General features: G+C 34.4%; 17 protein-coding genes. 4 read left to right on the plus strand and 13 right to left on the minus strand.

The genetic code is table 11. The annotated features are described in order from the left end of the window. Positions 1-6 precede the first annotated feature (6 nt). The 5 genes from J3495_RS04725 to J3495_RS04745 form a co-directional block, all read right to left on the minus strand. Positions 7-516 carry a DUF2480 family protein gene (locus J3495_RS04725; RefSeq protein ID WP_210665420.1) on the minus strand — a complete coding sequence of 170 codons (510 nt, stop codon included), beginning with the start codon at positions 514-516 and terminating at the stop codon, positions 7-9. An 83-nt stretch (positions 517-599) separates the two neighbouring features. Next, positions 600-923 carry an SUF system Fe-S cluster assembly protein gene (locus J3495_RS04730; RefSeq protein ID WP_035688342.1) on the minus strand — a complete coding sequence of 108 codons (324 nt, stop codon included), beginning with the start codon at positions 921-923 and terminating at the stop codon, positions 600-602. 4 nt (positions 924-927) lie between these two features. Continuing rightward, positions 928-1,353 (minus strand): SufE family protein, encoded by a 426-nt coding sequence (locus tag J3495_RS04735; protein WP_210665478.1) that lies wholly within the window; start codon positions 1,351-1,353, stop codon positions 928-930. Positions 1,354-1,358: 5 nt separating this feature from the next. Continuing rightward, positions 1,359-1,784, minus strand: a complete 426-nt coding sequence (locus J3495_RS04740; protein WP_210665421.1) for a hypothetical protein — start codon at positions 1,782-1,784, stop codon at positions 1,359-1,361. Between the two features lie 11 nt (positions 1,785-1,795). Continuing rightward, positions 1,796-3,010 carry an aminotransferase class V-fold PLP-dependent enzyme gene (locus tag J3495_RS04745; protein WP_210665422.1) on the minus strand — a complete coding sequence of 405 codons (1,215 nt, stop codon included), beginning with the start codon at positions 3,008-3,010 and terminating at the stop codon, positions 1,796-1,798. Between the two features lie 221 nt (positions 3,011-3,231). On the opposite strand from J3495_RS04745, the gene J3495_RS04750 reads away from it, so the two are divergent. Then, on the plus strand, positions 3,232-4,581 hold the full coding sequence (locus J3495_RS04750) for a serine hydrolase domain-containing protein (RefSeq protein WP_210665423.1): 1,350 nt from the start codon (positions 3,232-3,234) through the stop codon (positions 4,579-4,581). 289 nt (positions 4,582-4,870) lie between these two features. On the opposite strand, the gene sufD is transcribed toward J3495_RS04750, so the two are convergent. The 7 genes from sufD to J3495_RS04785 all read right to left on the minus strand — a co-directional run bounded on the left by sufD (position 4,871) and on the right by J3495_RS04785 (position 10,148). After that, positions 4,871-6,187, minus strand: a complete 1,317-nt coding sequence (gene sufD, locus J3495_RS04755) for a Fe-S cluster assembly protein SufD (protein ID WP_210665424.1) — start codon at positions 6,185-6,187, stop codon at positions 4,871-4,873. A 116-nt stretch (positions 6,188-6,303) separates the two neighbouring features. After that, positions 6,304-6,672 (minus strand): four helix bundle protein, encoded by a 369-nt coding sequence (locus J3495_RS04760; protein ID WP_210665425.1) that lies wholly within the window; start codon positions 6,670-6,672, stop codon positions 6,304-6,306. 41 nt (positions 6,673-6,713) lie between these two features. Continuing rightward, the gene (gene sufC, locus J3495_RS04765) at positions 6,714-7,460 is read right to left on the minus strand and encodes a Fe-S cluster assembly ATPase SufC (RefSeq protein WP_210665426.1); all 747 of its coding nucleotides are present in this window, start codon (positions 7,458-7,460) and stop codon (positions 6,714-6,716) included. A gap of 13 nt (positions 7,461-7,473) precedes the next feature. Continuing rightward, positions 7,474-7,962, minus strand: a complete 489-nt coding sequence (locus tag J3495_RS04770) for a flavodoxin family protein (RefSeq protein ID WP_210665427.1) — start codon at positions 7,960-7,962, stop codon at positions 7,474-7,476. 36 nt (positions 7,963-7,998) lie between these two features. After that, the gene (locus J3495_RS04775) at positions 7,999-8,202 is read right to left on the minus strand and encodes a DUF2683 family protein (protein ID WP_210665428.1); all 204 of its coding nucleotides are present in this window, start codon (positions 8,200-8,202) and stop codon (positions 7,999-8,001) included. Positions 8,203-8,277: 75 nt separating this feature from the next. Then, on the minus strand, positions 8,278-9,726 hold the full coding sequence (sufB, locus tag J3495_RS04780) for a Fe-S cluster assembly protein SufB (protein WP_210665429.1): 1,449 nt from the start codon (positions 9,724-9,726) through the stop codon (positions 8,278-8,280). A 92-nt stretch (positions 9,727-9,818) separates the two neighbouring features. After that, on the minus strand, positions 9,819-10,148 hold the full coding sequence (locus tag J3495_RS04785) for a HesB/IscA family protein (RefSeq protein WP_210665430.1): 330 nt from the start codon (positions 10,146-10,148) through the stop codon (positions 9,819-9,821). 419 nt (positions 10,149-10,567) lie between these two features. On the opposite strand from J3495_RS04785, the gene J3495_RS04790 reads away from it, so the two are divergent. The 3 genes from J3495_RS04790 (at position 10,568) to J3495_RS04800 (ending at position 15,095) form a co-directional block, all read left to right on the plus strand. Then, positions 10,568-11,425 carry an MBL fold metallo-hydrolase gene (locus J3495_RS04790; RefSeq protein ID WP_210665431.1) on the plus strand — a complete coding sequence of 286 codons (858 nt, stop codon included), beginning with the start codon at positions 10,568-10,570 and terminating at the stop codon, positions 11,423-11,425. A 129-nt stretch (positions 11,426-11,554) separates the two neighbouring features. Next, positions 11,555-13,186, plus strand: a complete 1,632-nt coding sequence (locus J3495_RS04795; protein WP_210665432.1) for a S8 family peptidase — start codon at positions 11,555-11,557, stop codon at positions 13,184-13,186. A 31-nt stretch (positions 13,187-13,217) separates the two neighbouring features. Continuing rightward, positions 13,218-15,095, plus strand: a complete 1,878-nt coding sequence (locus J3495_RS04800; RefSeq protein WP_210665433.1) for a M1 family metallopeptidase — start codon at positions 13,218-13,220, stop codon at positions 15,093-15,095. A 72-nt stretch (positions 15,096-15,167) separates the two neighbouring features. Here J3495_RS04800 and J3495_RS04805 read toward each other — a convergent pair whose 3' ends face one another. Beyond that, a complete protein-coding gene (locus tag J3495_RS04805) occupies positions 15,168-16,106 on the minus strand; it encodes an L-threonine 3-dehydrogenase (RefSeq protein WP_210665434.1) in 939 nt (312 codons plus the stop codon). Positions 16,107-16,315: the final 209 nt, after the last annotated feature.

Genomic DNA, 16,315 nt, shown 5'->3' on the forward strand with positions numbered 1-16,315 from the left:
TGTAAATTATTTCTTATTTTCTTTATAAAGAGGTACAGCTGAGCAAGCTTCTCCGTACATAATGCTTCTTGCAAAAGGTTGTAAATTGGTGGTCGCAATTATGTAAGCGCGCATCGGAACAGGTTTTTTTGAGCAGCCTTTTACGATAACGGGCTTATTTTTGTACGCAGCATAATCAACTTTGCTTAAGATTTCCTCATACAAACTGGCTTCTAAATCTTCTACAGTTCCGTTGATGACTTTTGTGGCAAAAGGTGCCAATTGTACCGCCACCAGAATGGATGCCCAAGCCGGAACAATCGCATCGGTACTACAGTTGATAGCCACAAATTGATCTTGATATTGTGACCAATTATGATTTTTGAGGTGTTCTCTAAAGTCTTTTTCTTTTAATAAAAAACCTTCTAAAAGCCATTGCGAAATGTCAATTTGTACACGTGCTCCTTCTGGATAATAATCTTCCAGATCAAAAACTTCTAAAGCACTATTGGCAACTTTATTGATTATTTCTTCCATAGTTAAAGTCGTAAAGTTTTAAAGTCAAAAGTGATAAAGTCTTTTAATCTTGAGACTTTATGACTTTTGACTTTATGACTATTTTAAAGCATTCCCAGTTCTAGTTTTGCTTCTTCGCTCATTAAATCTTTGCTCCAAGGTGGGTCAAAAGTAATTTCTACATCTACCTCTTTTATGTTTTCGATTGTTTTTACTTTTTCTTCAACTTCTCGTGGCAAACTTTCTGCAACTGGACAGTTTGGAGAAGTAAGAGTCATCAGGATTTTTACTTCATAATCGGTGTTGACCATGACATCATAAATTAATCCTAATTCGTAAATATCTACAGGAATCTCAGGGTCGTAAATGCTTTTTAAAACTTTTACAATTGATTCTCCTAATTCGTTGGTGTCTATTTCTTGTTCCATTTTTTTAATTTTTATTTTTTGAATCAAATGCTAAAGCATACATTTTGATGTTTTTTATCATCGAAACCAATCCGTTAGCGCGTGTCGCCGATAAATGTTCTTTAAGGCCAATATCATCAATAAAATCAGTATCAGCGGCTAAAATATCGGAAGCTTTTTGGTTGGAGAAAGTACGAATCAAGATGGCAATAATTCCTTTTGTTAAAATAGCATCGCTATCGGCAGTAAAAAGTATTTTATCATCATTTTGCTCGCCTTGTAGCCAAACTTTAGACTGGCAGCCTTTGATCAAATTCTCGTCTGTTTTGTATTCTTCTTGAATCAAGGGAAGACTTTTTCCTAACTCGATGATGTACTCATAACGTTGCATCCAATCATCAAACATAGAGAATTCGTCTATTATTTCGTTTTGTATTTCTTTTATTGTCATCATCATTATTCTTCAGTAAAATCAACTAACAAATTTACAAGTTTTTCTATTTCTTTTGGAGGAAAACCATTGTCGAAACCTTGCGTTTCGTATGTTTTTTGATTTTGAATTATTTTTAAATTTCCAATAGCAGCACCATCATAAAAACGTTTTTCAGTGGGAGCTTTTAAAGTTGCGATTGTTTCTACATTTATTTTTTCAAACTCAGTTACAATTTGGTTCCATTTTGCTAAATCCATTTTACTTTCAACAGCATCTTTGCCTCTTTCATTTTCTACCCAAACAGTTTGGTTTTGAACCGTGATTTTTTTGTAGAAACCTCTTGACATGGCCGAGTATTCTATAGAAGTAGTGGCCATGTCTGGTTTTTTCTGACTTGAACATCCGGTTCCAATCACGATGGTCAAGAGTAACAAAGATACTATTCTCATAAAAATATTTTTTAGCTTAACATTGTTTGGGCTTTTTTAACGGCTTCTACCATCAAATCAATTTCTTCTTTGGTATTGTAAAAAGAAAAAGAAGCACGAATAGTTCCAGGAATACAAAAGAAATTCATAATCGGTTGAGCACAATGATGTCCTGTTCGAACTGCAATTCCTAATTTGTCGATAATTGAACCGATATCGTAAGGATGAATACCATCGATATTAAACGAAATTACAGAAGCTTTATTTTTTCCTGTTCCGTAGATTTTCAATCCTTCAATCTCCAATAAACGCTTTGTAGCGTATTGTAACAATTCTTCCTCATGCGCATGAATAGCTTCAAAACCAATTTCATTCATGTAATCAATAGCGGTTCCAAGAACTATTCCGCCTGCAATATTAGGTGTTCCAGCTTCAAATTTATGAGGCAAATCGGCATAAGTTGTTTTTTCGAAAGTAACTTCCTTGATCATTTCACCACCGCCCTGATAAGGAGGAAGTTTGTTTAGCCACGCTTCTTTTCCGTATAAAATTCCGGTTCCAGTCGGGCCGCACATTTTATGTCCTGAAAAAGCATAAAAATCACAATCCAAATCCTGAACATCCGGTTTTAAATGGGGAACAGCTTGTGCACCATCAATAAGGACCGCAGCACCAACCGCATGTGCTTTATCGATCATATATTTTATAGGATTGATAGTTCCTAAAGCATTCGAAATATGATTTACAGTGACTACTTTTGTGTTTTCTGACAACAAAGTATCATAGGCTTCCATGATCAATTCGCCTTCTTCGTTCATCGGAATCACTTTTAGGGTTGCACCGGTTTTTTCACATAACATTTGCCAAGGCACAATATTACTGTGATGTTCCAATGCAGAGACTAAAATTTCATCGCCAGGTTTTAAAATCGAAGCAAATCCGTTTGTCACCAAATTGATCCCGTGGGTTGTTCCAGAAGTAAAAAGTACTTCGTGAGCAAACTTGGCATTGATATGTTGTTGCACTTTCCCACGAGAAAGCTCGTAAGCATCAGTCGCTAATTGACTTAAAGTATGTACGCCACGGTGAATGTTGGCATTTATTTCTTGGTAATATTTGGCGTCAGCGTCAATTACAATTTGTGGTTTTTGTGAAGTTGCGCCGTTGTCGAAATATACCAAGGGTTTTCCGTTCACTTTTTGTGAAAGTATCGGAAAATCAGCTCTTATTTTTTGAATATCTAGCATAATTTATTTAGAAAAATTCTAAGTACAAAAGTACTAAAACTAAATTGTTTTATGCTTCTATTCTATCATTTCCTTTTATAGCGCTATTAATAGAAAAATTAAAAAGATAATAAAATGGTTTTTTACTCAATTTCTGAATGTTATCAGTTAAAAATCTAAATTCTATCTTAATATCTTGATCATAAATTAATTATATTGCAATAAAAATACTTTTAGCGTTTATGAAAAAAATTCTCAAATTAGTCGCGATTGTTTTAGTACTTGTTTTTCTTTATTTTGGATTCACCACTTATCCAAAACTTGATTTGATTTCTGGCTTTTCTGCCAAAAGTATTGCTTCGGGTCATTTCATGGATAACCGTTCAAAGGAATTAATCGAAAAAACCGATAATGATATTCCGCTATTAAATTTAGCAAGTAATACTATCAATGAAGCTGGCAGATTTGCAACTTCGTCAGTCTATGGTCTGAAAGAAAGAAAGGCAATTTACCGTGAAGGTTTAGGAGCAACGTTGATAAATGACAATTTTGATGTCAATAAACCTTATTTATTGCCAAAAAGAACGCAGTTGGTTACTAATTTGCCTTTCCCTTACGGGAATATAGAGCCAAAAGACACTCTTTTTTCAAATATAGATTATTCAAAATTGAAGAAAGCAGTCGAAAGTGCTTTTGACCAAGCGGGAAGACAAGCCAAAAGAACGCGTGCGGTCGTAGTTTTGTATAAAGATAAATTGATAGCCGAGAAATACGATAAAAACTTTAGTAAAGACAGTAAAATTTTAGGTTGGTCGATGACGAAAAGTATCACTAGTGCTGCTTTTGGAGTACTTGCCAAACAAGGAAAAATTGACATTTATAAACCTGCTCCCATTGTAGAATGGAAAAATGATGAGCGTAAAAAGATCACGATAAACGATTTGCTTCACATGAATTCTGGTTTAGAATGGGAAGAAAATTACAGTACGATTTGCGATGCTACAAAAATGCTTTTTGAGGCTGAAGATATGGGGAAAGTACAAATGGAAAAGCCAGCTCAGTTTGCACCAAACGCTCATTGGAATTACTCTTCTGGAACGACTAATTTGTTGTCTAGAATTTTAAAAAATCAATTCAAAACCCAACAAGAATACCTTGATTTTTGGTACAGCGCCGTAATCGACAAAATCGGAATGAACTCAATGATTGTAGAGCAAGATATGTCGGGAACTTTTGTGGGTTCGTCTTACGGATGGGCAACGCCAAGAGATTGGTCAAAATTTGGATTGCTGTACTTGCATAAAGGAAACTGGAACGGCGAACAAATTCTAGATGAAAGCTGGGTAAAATATACAGCAACCCCAACCCATACCTCTAATGGACAATATGGAGCTCAATTTTGGTTAAATGCTGGTGGGAAATTTCCAGATGTACCTAGAGATATGTTTTATTGCAGCGGTTTTCAAGGACAGATGGTGGCAATTATTCCGTCTTTAGATATGGTGATTGTGAGAATGGGATTGAAGGAAGAAGATCAGGGATTTGATTTTAATGAGTTTTTGAAGGGGATTATTGAGAGTGTTAAGAAGTAAGTTTATAAATGAAAAAGAGAAATTTTCTACTACCTGTTTTTCTGTTATTTTTTGGCTGGATTCTTGGTGGTTTTGGATTTACTACAACAGTAGGACATCCAATAAGTACAATTTGTTTTTGTATTGGATTAGGTCTGTCATTTTTAGGATTTATATTTCTTATTTTTAGATTAAAAAAATAAATTTAACCGCAAAGAATACAAGGTATAAAACTGCAAAGTTCGCAAAGTTTAATAATAAACCTTTGCGAACTCTGCATAAATCTTTGTGAACCTTGCGGTAAAATCATCTACAAATCAAATCCTAAATTCACGCCTAATTTCGTAGCGATGATTTTAGTAATTCTTTGTTTTAATTCTGGTATTTTGATGCTTTCGATAACGGCATTCGAGAATGCGTACATCAATAAAGCTTTGGCTTCTTTTTTAGGGATTCCACGAGATTGCATGTAGAACATTGCCGTTTCGTCTAATTGTCCAACAGTACAACCGTGAGAACATTTTACGTCATCAGCAAAAATTTCTAATTGTGGTTTTGCGTTGATAGTGGCTTTATCACTCAACAAAATATTGTTGCTTTTCTGGAAAGCGTTTGTTTTTTGAGCGTCTTTTTCAACCAAAACTTTTCCGTTGAAAACGCCTGTTGAGCGGTCAGAAAAAATTCCTTTATAATCCTGAAAACTTTCGCAATTTGGCGTTGAGTGATTGACCAAAGTATAATGATCAACGTGTTGTTTGTCGCTTAGAATTGTGATTCCGTTTAGCGTACTTGTCAATCTTTCACCAAAGTGATAAAAATTCAAGTTGTTACGTGTAAGATTACCTCCAAACGAAAAGGTATGTACAGAAGCATGACTTTCTTGCTGTTGCGAAACATACGTATTATCAATTAGATTTGCTTCGCTATTATCGTTTTGAATTTTATAATAGTCAATGATAGCACGTTTTTGAGCAAAAATCTCAGTAACCGAATTGGTTAAAACCGGATTTTCGTTCAAACTTTGATGGCGCTCGATAATTTGAACATGTGAATTTTCGCCTACAATAACCAAATTTCTTGGCTGAACCATTAATGCAGCTTCATTTCCTGTTGAGAAATACATGATTTCAATAGGTTTGTCAGCTACTTTCTTTTTCGGAATATTGATGAAAGCTCCTTCAGAAGCAAAAGCAGTATTTAACGAAGTCAAACTTTCGTCTTTGCTTGCGATTTGATTGAAGTAGGTATCAATAACCATTTTATATTTTGGTTTGGTCAATGCCGATGACATCAGACAAACATCGATTCCGTCGTGTGTGGTAGAAGACAAATGCGAACTAAAAACGCCATCAATAAACACTAATTTATAAGTGTCGATTTCGTGTAAAAAGTATTTTTTTACATGATTAAATTCGATTGCATTTTCTGCCTTTGGAAAAACGGTAAAGTCATTTTTTAAGATGGCGTTTAGCGATGTGTATTTCCAAGCTTCCTCTTTTTTGGTTGGGAAACCTTTATTTTCGAAGTTTTTTAAGGCATTTGTACGTATGTCATGTAAATCTGAATGTACATCAACACGCTCTTCAAAAGCCATAAAAGACGATACTAATTTTTCTTTTAAATCCATTTTCTTTTCTAGTCTTAAAGTCGAAAGTCAAAAGTCAAAAGTCTTAAGATTGTCGACTGTTTTGCCAAAAGGATAAAATTTATAGTTCAAAGTTTAAAACTTTATGACTTTGGACTTTATGGCTTTGGGCTCAAATATTTAATAAAACCACTTAATAGCTTCGATATTTCTGTTACCGATTCTAAAAGTATTTCAAATTCTTCTTTTACAATATAATCTAAATCAAATGCTAAATATAATTGAGATCGAACTTCTCCTGCAGATGCTTTGGCCACGTACAAAAAGTAGATAAATTCTTTGTCTGTATTTCGTTCAAAACCTTCTGCTATATTTGATGAAATAGATAATGATGCTCTTCTGATTTGTCTAACGAAACCAAAGTCTTTTTTGAAACTAGGACTCTCAGTTGCCAAATAAATTCTTTTGTTGAAAACTCTAGATTTTTGCCAAGAATTAATTTCTTCGAAAGAATTAAATTTACCCATAGTTCCTTTAGACTTTGCGACTTTAGACTTTACAGACTGTTTTAATTCTCCGCTTTAATCCAGTCGTATCCTTTTTCTTCCAGTTCGTAGGCCAGTTCTTTCCCGCCAGATTTTACAATTTTTCCGTTGTAAAGAACATGAACGAAATCCGGAACGATATAATCTAATAAACGCTGGTAGTGTGTGATTACGATAATAGCATTTTTCTCGCTTTTCAATTTGTTAACTCCGTTTGCTACAATTCTTAGTGCATCAATGTCAAGACCAGAATCGGTTTCGTCAAGGATCGCTAATTTTGGCTCTAACATTGCCATTTGAAAAATTTCGTTTCTCTTTTTCTCTCCTCCAGAAAAACCTTCGTTTAGAGAACGTGATAAAAATTTACGATCGATTTCTAATAATTCAGATTTCTCACGAATAACTTTTAGCATTTCGTTTGCTGGCATTTCGGCTTGACCGTTGGCTTTACGAGTTTCGTTGATAGCTGTTTTCATAAAGTTGGTAACGCTCACACCCGGAATTTCTACAGGATATTGAAAGGATAGAAAAACACCTTTGTGCGCTCTTTCTTCAGGAGCCAAATCTGCAAGATCTTCTCCGTCAAGAAAAACAGCACCATCTGTAACTTCGTAGTTTTCGTTTCCGGCAATTACGGCAGAAAGGGTACTTTTTCCAGAACCGTTTGGTCCCATGATAGCGTGTACTTCTCCGGCTTTAACTTCTATATTTATTCCTTTCAGGATTTCTTTATCACCAATTGAGGCGTGAAGGTTTTGTATTGATAACATTGTTTTTTTTATTTTATATAAATGTCAATTCTATTTTTGTTGTTTGGTTGAGGATATTGGCATTAAAATGTGCGTGTCCTAAATATTCCATGCCTAAATAATCGGCTGATTTTTTGAATGGAATGTAAAAACTATCTTCAATTTCATTTTCATGGGAATTGGATATCACACCAATTTTTTTTCCTCTGAGTTTCCTTCCTGTTTCTTTTTCAATTCGAATTAAATCAGAAAAACGATCAAAGAAAACCTTCATGATGCCGCTCATATTATACCAATATACTGGCGTTGCAAAGATTAAAGTGTCGTAATTTTCGATAATTCCTTTTATCAAAGGAAAAAAATCATCCTCTCTATTTTTGCTTTCGTAATCGTAATAAGAAATATTAAAATCACTTAAATTAATTACTTCTATTCCGTGTTCTTTAGAGATTTCGTCTACAATTTTTGTTGTGTTTCCGTTTTTTCTTGAAGAACCTAAAATGATGATTTTTTTATTTTCCATTAATACTTATTCGTAATGTCCTTTTAATGAAAATGATTATTTCCACAAATTGTCTATATCTTCAATATTCATTTTTATACCTCTGCCTTCCTTTATATCTTTTTGTCCTTGTAAAATCTCTTTCACAAATTCAGTATTATATGGCTTTTCTTGCACTTCAATCTCAAAATAAAGACGTTTTGCTAATGCTTTTAGAAGAGGCAAATCTTTTTTCTTTACATTTTTCAGTATTAAATCCATATTGTCTTTTTTTGGTTTAAAATTTTCTTTTTTGTTTAAATCAACAAATTGAAACTTTAAACTTGAAACAAATTTTTACCCTACAGATCCTTCTAAAGAAATTTCTAATAATTTTTGAGCTTCAACAGCAAATTCCATCGGAAGCTTGTTCAATACATCTTTACTAAAACCATTTACAATTAAGGCAATCGCTTTTTCAGTCGGGATACCTCTTTGGTTGCAATAAAAAACCTGATCTTCTCCAATTTTACTTGTCGTTGCTTCGTGTTCTATTTTTGCTGATGGATTTTTGCTTTCGATATAAGGAAAAGTATGTGCGCCGCAATTATTACCCATTAGAAGCGAATCACATTGCGAAAAATTCCTTGCATTTTCTGCTCTGGCACTAATTTGAACCAATCCACGGTAACTGTTTTGCGATTTTCCAGCAGAAATACCTTTAGAAATAATAGTCGATTTAGTGTTTTTTCCTAAATGAATCATTTTTGTTCCCGTATCAGCTTGCTGGTGATTATTGGTAACGGCAATAGAATAGAATTCTCCCACCGAATTGTCTCCTTTTAATACACATGAAGGATATTTCCAAGTTACAGCAGAACCGGTTTCTACCTGTGTCCATGAAATTTTGGCATTGGTTTCGCAAATACCTCTTTTGGTTACGAAGTTATAAACACCACCTTTTCCTTCTTTGTTTCCTGGAAACCAGTTTTGAACGGTAGAATATTTAATTTCGGCATCATCCAAAGCAATTAGTTCAACCACAGCAGCGTGTAATTGATTTTCGTCACGACTAGGGGCTGTACAGCCTTCAAGGTAAGAGACATAACTGCCTGCATCGGCAATAACCAAGGTTCTTTCAAATTGTCCTGTACCTGCCTGATTGATTCTGAAATAAGTAGAAAGTTCCATCGGGCAACGAACGCCTTTAGGAATATAACAGAAACTTCCATCAGAGAAAACCGCTGAATTTAATGCGGCATAGAAGTTGTCTTTTTGAGGAACAACCGTACCTAAATACTTTTTTACTAATTCGGGATGTTCTTTTATTGCTTCAGAAATAGGACAGAAAATAATTCCTTTTTCTCCCAATGTTTTTTTGAAAGTAGTAGCTACAGAAACAGAATCGACTACAATATCCATAGCGACATTGTTCATCATTTTTTGTTCGTCAACAGAGATTCCTAACTTTTTGTACATTTCTAGAAGTTCCGGATCTACATCGTCTAAAGTTTTGTTTGGGTCAACTTGCTTTGGAGCAGAATAGTAAGAAATCGCTTGAAAATCTGGTTTTACGTAATGGACATTTGCCCATTCTGGCTCAACCATTTCTTTCCAGGCACGAAAAGCTTCAATACGCCAATCGGTCATCCATTGAGGTTCTTCTTTTTTAAGAGAAATGGCTCTTACGATATCTTCATTTAAGCCAATAGGAAACGTCTCAGATTCTATATCTGTATAAAATCCGTATTCATATTCTTTAGTTTCGAGTTCGATTTTTAAATCGTCTTCTGTATATTTTGACATTTTTTATGTATTGAAAGATTTAAAAATTTAAATAGTAAAAAATACTTCCGTAATCTTTAAAATCTTTAAATTTTGCTATCGTTTAATTATTTTTAAAGAGAAAAAGATTCGCCGCAACCACAAGTTCTGCTTGCATTTGGGTTATTAAATACAAATCCTTTACCGTTTAATCCGCCCGAAAACTCCAGAGTTGTTCCAGCTAGGTATAGAAATGATTTTTTTTCAACTGCAATTGTTATATCGTTGTCTACAAATATTTTATCGTCGTCGCCTTTGGCTTTGTCAAATTTTAAATCATAAGACAAACCAGAGCATCCACCACTTTTTACGCCTACTCTCACGTAGTCGTGTGCCGCATCAAAACCATCATCTTTCATCAAGTCGATAATTTTCTTTTTGGCAGTATCAGAAACTTTTATCATGTGTTTGTATTGTTTGTTTTTATAAAACTGTGATTTACCCGTATTTAAATTGCAGTCAAAGGATTACAATTTTAAAAATATATGCACGGTAACGGATAAATTATCTGCAAAGATAGTATTTAAAAACCTTTTTCCATAACAGTTCACATTATTATAACAAATGTTAAAATAGATAAAAGTTATTTGCACAATTAAAGCCACAACCGCTTTTGCTTATCGTTTTCTCCAGTCAATCAAATTAGGGGAAAAAACAAGTCAACAGTTATTTATTTTAATGGTTACTGAGAATTCATTAAAAAAAATACATACGGAGAGGCAAATCTTTTATTCTCTTAAAATAAAATTGTAATTTTTAAATTGAATTTTTAGCAGGAGGAGTTTGGATTTGCTAGTTTTGTTTTCATCTTAGCAATTTATTTATGAAACTTTACCCTATAGAATCCGGAAATTTTAAATTAGACGGAGGAGCAATGTTTGGAGTAGTGCCCAAAACTATTTGGAACAAAACCAATCCTGCAGATGCCAATAACTTGATTGATATTGCGGCGCGTTGCTTATTAATTGAAGATAATAATCGACTCATTTTGATTGATACCGGAATGGGAGACAAACAATCAGAGAAGTTTTTCGGGTATTATTCTCTTTGGGGTTCACATTCTCTTGATGCATCTTTGGCAAAATATGGTTTTTATCGCGATGATATTACAGATGTTTTTATGACGCATTTGCACTTTGACCACTGTGGTGGAAGTGTAAAATGGAATGCAGATAAAACGGGTTATGAGCCTGCATTTAAAAATGCTAAATTTTGGACAAATGAAAATCATTGGCAGTGGGCAACACAACCTAATGCGCGAGAAAAGGCATCTTTTTTGTCTGAAAATATTTTACCAATGCAAGAAAGCGGTCAATTAAATTTCATTCAAAGGTCAGAATCAGATTATAGTTATTCGGAAGAATTAAACTTCGGAATTTATTATGTCGATGGACATACCGAAAAACAAATGATTCCACACATTCAATATAAGGAGAAAATGATTGTTTTTTGTGCCGATTTATTGGCGACAGCCGGACATATTCCGCTACCGTATGTAATGGGTTACGACACCAGACCACTTTTGACGATGCCCGAAAAGGCTAAATTTTTGAATGCGGCCGCAGATAACAACCATTATTTATTTCTGGAACACGATGCGCACAATCAAATTATAACGGTAGAACATACCGAAAAGGGTGTTCGATTGAAAGACGTTTTTACTTGTGAGGATGTTTTTTAAGGCTTCTTTTGTTTTTCAGAAAACCTTTATATTTTAACGAAATTTTCATAACGAGGTGTTAATCTCTGCTTTTTTGTACCAAAAAATTATAATTTATTCCAATATTTCAACTTTTATTAAAATTTATATATGATTCATATAAAATCTCTTACATTATCTGCTTGCGCATTATTTCTTTTAGCTTCAGGTGCAACTTTACAAGCACAAGTTGCTACTTCCCAAATAACAACAAATTCTCCATTAGTTGTTGTAAAAAAAGCACCGCTTTCTGAAAATGAATTAAAAAGATGGAGCCATCTTGATTTGGTTAAAGATACCATTCCCGGAATGAGTGTTGATAAGGCTTACGCCGAATTATTACAAGGAAAAAAAGGTATAAAAGTTATCGTAGGTATTGTAGATTCTGGTGTTGATATTGAGCATGAAGATTTAAAAGGAATGATTTGGACCAATCCAAAAGAAATTCCTGGAAACGGAATTGATGATGATAAAAATGGTTTTATAGACGATATTCATGGATGGAATTTTCTTGGTGATGTTGTTGCCGAAAATTTAGAAATGACCCGTATTGTAAAAAAAGGAGATGATGGTTCTGCTGAGTACAAAAATGCTTTAGCACAATACGAAGAAAAATATAAAAAAGCACTTGAAGACAAACAACAAGTAGATTTTTTATTGGATGTACACAGCACTATTAAAAAAGAACTGAATAAAACTACTTATAAAATAGAGGATTTAAGTACGATCACCTCTACAGATTCTAAAGTGGCTAGAAGCAAGATGGTGATGACTCAGATTTTTACCAATGCAGGGCCAACTTTTGATCCTGAAGCAGAATTGGAAGATTACAGAGCACATGTTTATGACGAGTTAAATTATAACTTAAATAAAGATTTTAATGGTCGAAAAGCTTTAGGAGATAATCCTGAAGACATCAAAGACAATCATTATGGCAATAATATTGTTTTTGGTCCGGATAAAGAAAAAGCGCTTCACGGTACACATGTAGCGGGTATTATTGCGCAAATTCGTAATAATAATTTAGGCGCAGACGGAGTGGCTGCAAATGCAGAAATTCTAACAGTAAGAGCTGTTCCGGATGGTGATGAGTATGATAAAGACATTGCCTTGGCTATTCGTTATGCGGTAGACAATGGAGCAAAAGTAATCAACGGAAGTTTTGGAAAAAGTTTTTCTCCGCATAAAAAATGGGTGTACGATGCTATAAAATATGCTGCTAAAAAAGATGTTTTAATTGTACATGCAGCAGGTAACGATGGATACAATATTGATGAAACAAAAAACATTAACTATCCAAATGATTCTGAAGATAACATTAAAGAATTTGCTGATAACGTAATTACTATTGGCGCTATCAATAACGTGTATGGAGAAAATGTGGTGGCTGGATTTTCTAATTTCGGAAAAATAAATGTGGATGTTTTTGCTCCGGGCGAAGAAATTTACGCAACTGTTCCGAATAACAAATACAAATATTTACAAGGGACTTCAATGGCTTCGCCTAATGCAGCTGGAGTTGCGACTCTAATTCGCTCGTATTATCCAAAATTGAAAGCAGCACAAGTAAAAAAGATTTTAATGGATTCTGGAGTATTGCTTCCAACGATGGTAGTTTTGGGCGAAAACCCAAATCCAAATGAAAAACCTGAGCCGGTTGCTGCAACAGAATCGTCCAGAACGGCAAAAATGGTAAATGCTTATAATGCATTACTTTTGGCAGAAAAAATGTCTAAAAAATAATTGTTTTATTTAAATACCAGTTTAAATTTCGATGAAAAAAATTATCCTACTATCATTTTTGAGTTTTGGCTTAAACTCAGTTTTCGCTCAAAATACTCCCTATTGGCAACAACATGTTGACTACAAGATGGAGGTTTCGATGGATGTAAAAACCTATCAGTATAAAGGAAAACAAGAATTGGTGTATACCAATAATTCTTCAGATACCTTAAAAAAAGTGTATTACCATTTGTTTTTTAATGCTTTTCAGCCAGGAAGCGAAATGGATGCTCGTTTACATTCGATAAAAGATCCTGACGGAAGAATGGTAAACAAAGTCAAAGGCGCAGACGGAAAAGAGACCAAACAAAGCCGAATTGAAACCTTGAAACCTAATGAAATAGGATTTTTAAAAATTACTAATTTCAAACAAGATGGTGTAACGGCTCAAACCAAGACTTCTGGGACTATTCTAGAAGTGACTTTAGCTCAACCAATTTTACCAAATTCTAAAACGACTTTTACATTAGATTTTGACGGACAAGTTCCTGTTCAGATTCGTCGTTCTGGAAGAAATAATTCCGAAGGAATAGAATTGTCTATGTCGCAATGGTATCCAAAATTGGCCGAATTTGATTTCGAAGGCTGGCATGCCGACCCTTATATTGCAAGAGAGTTTCATGGTGTTTGGGGTAATTTTGATGTAAAAATCACATTAGATTCAGCCTATACAATTGGTGGTTCTGGCTATTTGCAAAACAAAAACGAAATCGGTCACGGATATCAGGATGCAGGTGTTACGGTTACTTATCCTAAAAAAACAAAAACGTTAACATGGCATTTTATTGCGCCAAATGTTCACGATTTTACTTGGGCAGCAGACAAAGAGTATGCGCATGATATTGTAAAAGGACCCAATGATGTTGATTTGCATTTCTTTTACAAAAACAATCCAAAAGTGGCAGAAAATTGGAAAAAACTGGAGCCAATGATGGTAAAAGTGATGGATTTTTATAATAAAACAGTGGGTGCTTATCCATACAAACAGTATTCTTTTATTCAAGGTGGTGATGGTGGAATGGAGTATGCCATGTGTACATTGATGTTAGGAAACGGAACTTTTGAAGGAATTTTAGGTACCGCAACGCACGAATTAGGACATTCTTGGTTTCAGCATATTTTAGCTTCAAACGAATCAAAACACCCTTGGATGGATGAAGGTTTTACCACTTACATCGAAGACAGAGTGTTGAATGAATTGGCAGCTAAAAAAGAGGTAAATCCTTTTAAAGGAAATTACGCAGCCTATTATCAATTGGTGCAATCGGGAAAAGAGCAGCCACAAACTACACACGGCGATCGTTACGACGAAAACAGACCTTACAGCATCTCATCGTATGTAAAAGGGAGTATCTTTTTGTCGCAATTGGCCTATGTAATCGGACAAGATAATCTAGATGCTACCTTAAAAAGATATTACAACGATTTTAAATTCAAACACCCAACTCCTAATGATATTAAAAGATCTGCAGAAAGAGTTTCGGGAGCTGAGCTGGATTGGTATTTGATAGATTGGGCGGAAACGGCAAATACAATAGATTACGGAATTAAAGACGTAGCTGATAATGCAGGAAAAACTACCATTACTCTTGAGAGAATAGGAAGAATGCCAATGCCAATAGATTTGACGGTTGAGTACACAGATGGTACTTCAGAGAGCTTTTACATTCCGTTAAAAATGATGAATTTTATGAAGCCAAACCCAAACCCAAATGTAAAAAGAACTGTTTTGGATGACTGGGCTTGGGCACAATCAAATTATAATTTTACAATTGATAAAAATAAAACAGCGATCAAAAAAATCACCATTGATCCAAGCGGATTAATGGCCGATGTAAAAGCTGCAAACAATGTTTTTGAAGTGAAATAATTAAAAAAAGACTTTATAAAAAAGGCCCTTAAATTTTTTTTAAGGGCCTTTCTGTTTTTTAGTATTGAGAGTTTACCCCAAATGTTCCAACATGTCTTTGGTCATCGATTCCAAATCAAAAGTATGTTTCCAGCCCCAATCTTTTCTGGCTTCTGTATCATCAATACTTGCAGGCCAGCTATCGGCAATTTTCTGACGGAAATCAGGATTATACGTGATTTCAAATTCAGGAATATGTTTTTGAATCTCAGCAGCAATTTCTGTTGGTGTAAAACTCATTGCAGCCAAATTATAAGAAGAATGTATTTTGATTTCTTCGGCCGGTGCTTTCATAATACTAATCGTTGCTTCAATCGCATCATCCATATACATCATCGGCATTTTGGTTTCTGAAGATAAAAAGCATTCGTATTTTTTATCGGCAATCGCTTTGTAAAAAATATCGACAGCATAATCTGTCGTTCCGCCGCCCGGAGGTGTTGACCAGCTGATCAAGCCCGGATAGCGAATGCTGCGCACATCAACTCCATAGATATTATGGTAGTATTCGCACCATCTTTCGCCGGCTTGTTTACTAATTCCGTACACTGTCGAAGGCTCCATTATGGTATATTGAGGCGTATTTTCTTTCGGAGTTGTGGGTCCAAAAACGGCAATACTGGAAGGCCAGAATATTTTTTTTATTTTTTTCGCTTTCGCTAAATTCAAGACGTGGAAAAGAGAATTCATATTCAGATCCCAAGCAAAAGCAGGATTTTTTTCGGCTGTAGCTGATAAAAGAGCCGCCATCAAATAAATATCTGTAATTTGATGCAATTCGACAAGATGCTCAATTTGATTAAAGTCCAAAGCATTAACCACTTCAAACGGACCAGAATTGACAACTTCAGTGTTTAATTTTCGGATATCAGAAGCAATTACATTTTCTGTTCCGTACAACTTGCGTAGCTTTTGTGTCAGTTCTGTACCAATTTGACCGCAAGCACCAATTATCAATATTTTTGGATTCATTTTGAGAGGGTTTTAATACTGCAAATATAACGGTTTCGTAAATAATTTTACTTTTTAGGGACTAAATTTATAAAATTAACAATAATGAACTTTGTTTTTTGGATTATTAGCTGGCTTTAAAATTATTTTAAAAAAAGTTGAGTCGCAGATGTTAAAGGTCAAAATGATTTTTAATGTCTTGTCTGTAAAAATAATTACTATTAATTCTT

Origin of the sequence: Flavobacterium geliluteum (assembly GCF_017948595.1) — a bacterium.
GTDB classification, from domain to species: Bacteria; Bacteroidota; Bacteroidia; order Flavobacteriales; family Flavobacteriaceae; genus Flavobacterium; species Flavobacterium flavipigmentatum.

Bases quoted from the DNA above. Each gene is read 5' to 3' on its own strand.
- J3495_RS04725 (WP_210665420.1), bottom strand. From the start codon at position 516: ATGGAAGAAATAATCAATAAAGTTGCCAATAGTGCTTTAGAAGTTTTT.
- J3495_RS04730 (WP_035688342.1), bottom strand. From the start codon at position 923: ATGGAACAAGAAATAGACACCAACGAATTAGGAGAATCAATTGTAAAA.
- J3495_RS04735 (WP_210665478.1), bottom strand. From the start codon at position 1,353: ATGACAATAAAAGAAATACAAAACGAAATAATAGACGAATTCTCTATG.
- J3495_RS04740 (WP_210665421.1), bottom strand. From the start codon at position 1,784: ATGAGAATAGTATCTTTGTTACTCTTGACCATCGTGATTGGAACCGGA.
- J3495_RS04745 (WP_210665422.1), bottom strand. From the start codon at position 3,010: ATGCTAGATATTCAAAAAATAAGAGCTGATTTTCCGATACTTTCACAA.
- J3495_RS04750 (WP_210665423.1), top strand. From the start codon at position 3,232: ATGAAAAAAATTCTCAAATTAGTCGCGATTGTTTTAGTACTTGTTTTT.
- sufD (WP_210665424.1), bottom strand. From the start codon at position 6,187: ATGGATTTAAAAGAAAAATTAGTATCGTCTTTTATGGCTTTTGAAGAG.
- J3495_RS04760 (WP_210665425.1), bottom strand. From the start codon at position 6,672: ATGGGTAAATTTAATTCTTTCGAAGAAATTAATTCTTGGCAAAAATCT.
- sufC (WP_210665426.1), bottom strand. From the start codon at position 7,460: ATGTTATCAATACAAAACCTTCACGCCTCAATTGGTGATAAAGAAATC.
- J3495_RS04770 (WP_210665427.1), bottom strand. From the start codon at position 7,962: ATGGAAAATAAAAAAATCATCATTTTAGGTTCTTCAAGAAAAAACGGA.
- J3495_RS04775 (WP_210665428.1), bottom strand. From the start codon at position 8,202: ATGGATTTAATACTGAAAAATGTAAAGAAAAAAGATTTGCCTCTTCTA.
- sufB (WP_210665429.1), bottom strand. From the start codon at position 9,726: ATGTCAAAATATACAGAAGACGATTTAAAAATCGAACTCGAAACTAAA.
- J3495_RS04785 (WP_210665430.1), bottom strand. From the start codon at position 10,148: ATGATAAAAGTTTCTGATACTGCCAAAAAGAAAATTATCGACTTGATG.
- J3495_RS04790 (WP_210665431.1), top strand. From the start codon at position 10,568: ATGAAACTTTACCCTATAGAATCCGGAAATTTTAAATTAGACGGAGGA.
- J3495_RS04795 (WP_210665432.1), top strand. From the start codon at position 11,555: ATGATTCATATAAAATCTCTTACATTATCTGCTTGCGCATTATTTCTT.
- J3495_RS04800 (WP_210665433.1), top strand. From the start codon at position 13,218: ATGAAAAAAATTATCCTACTATCATTTTTGAGTTTTGGCTTAAACTCA.
- J3495_RS04805 (WP_210665434.1), bottom strand. From the start codon at position 16,106: ATGAATCCAAAAATATTGATAATTGGTGCTTGCGGTCAAATTGGTACA.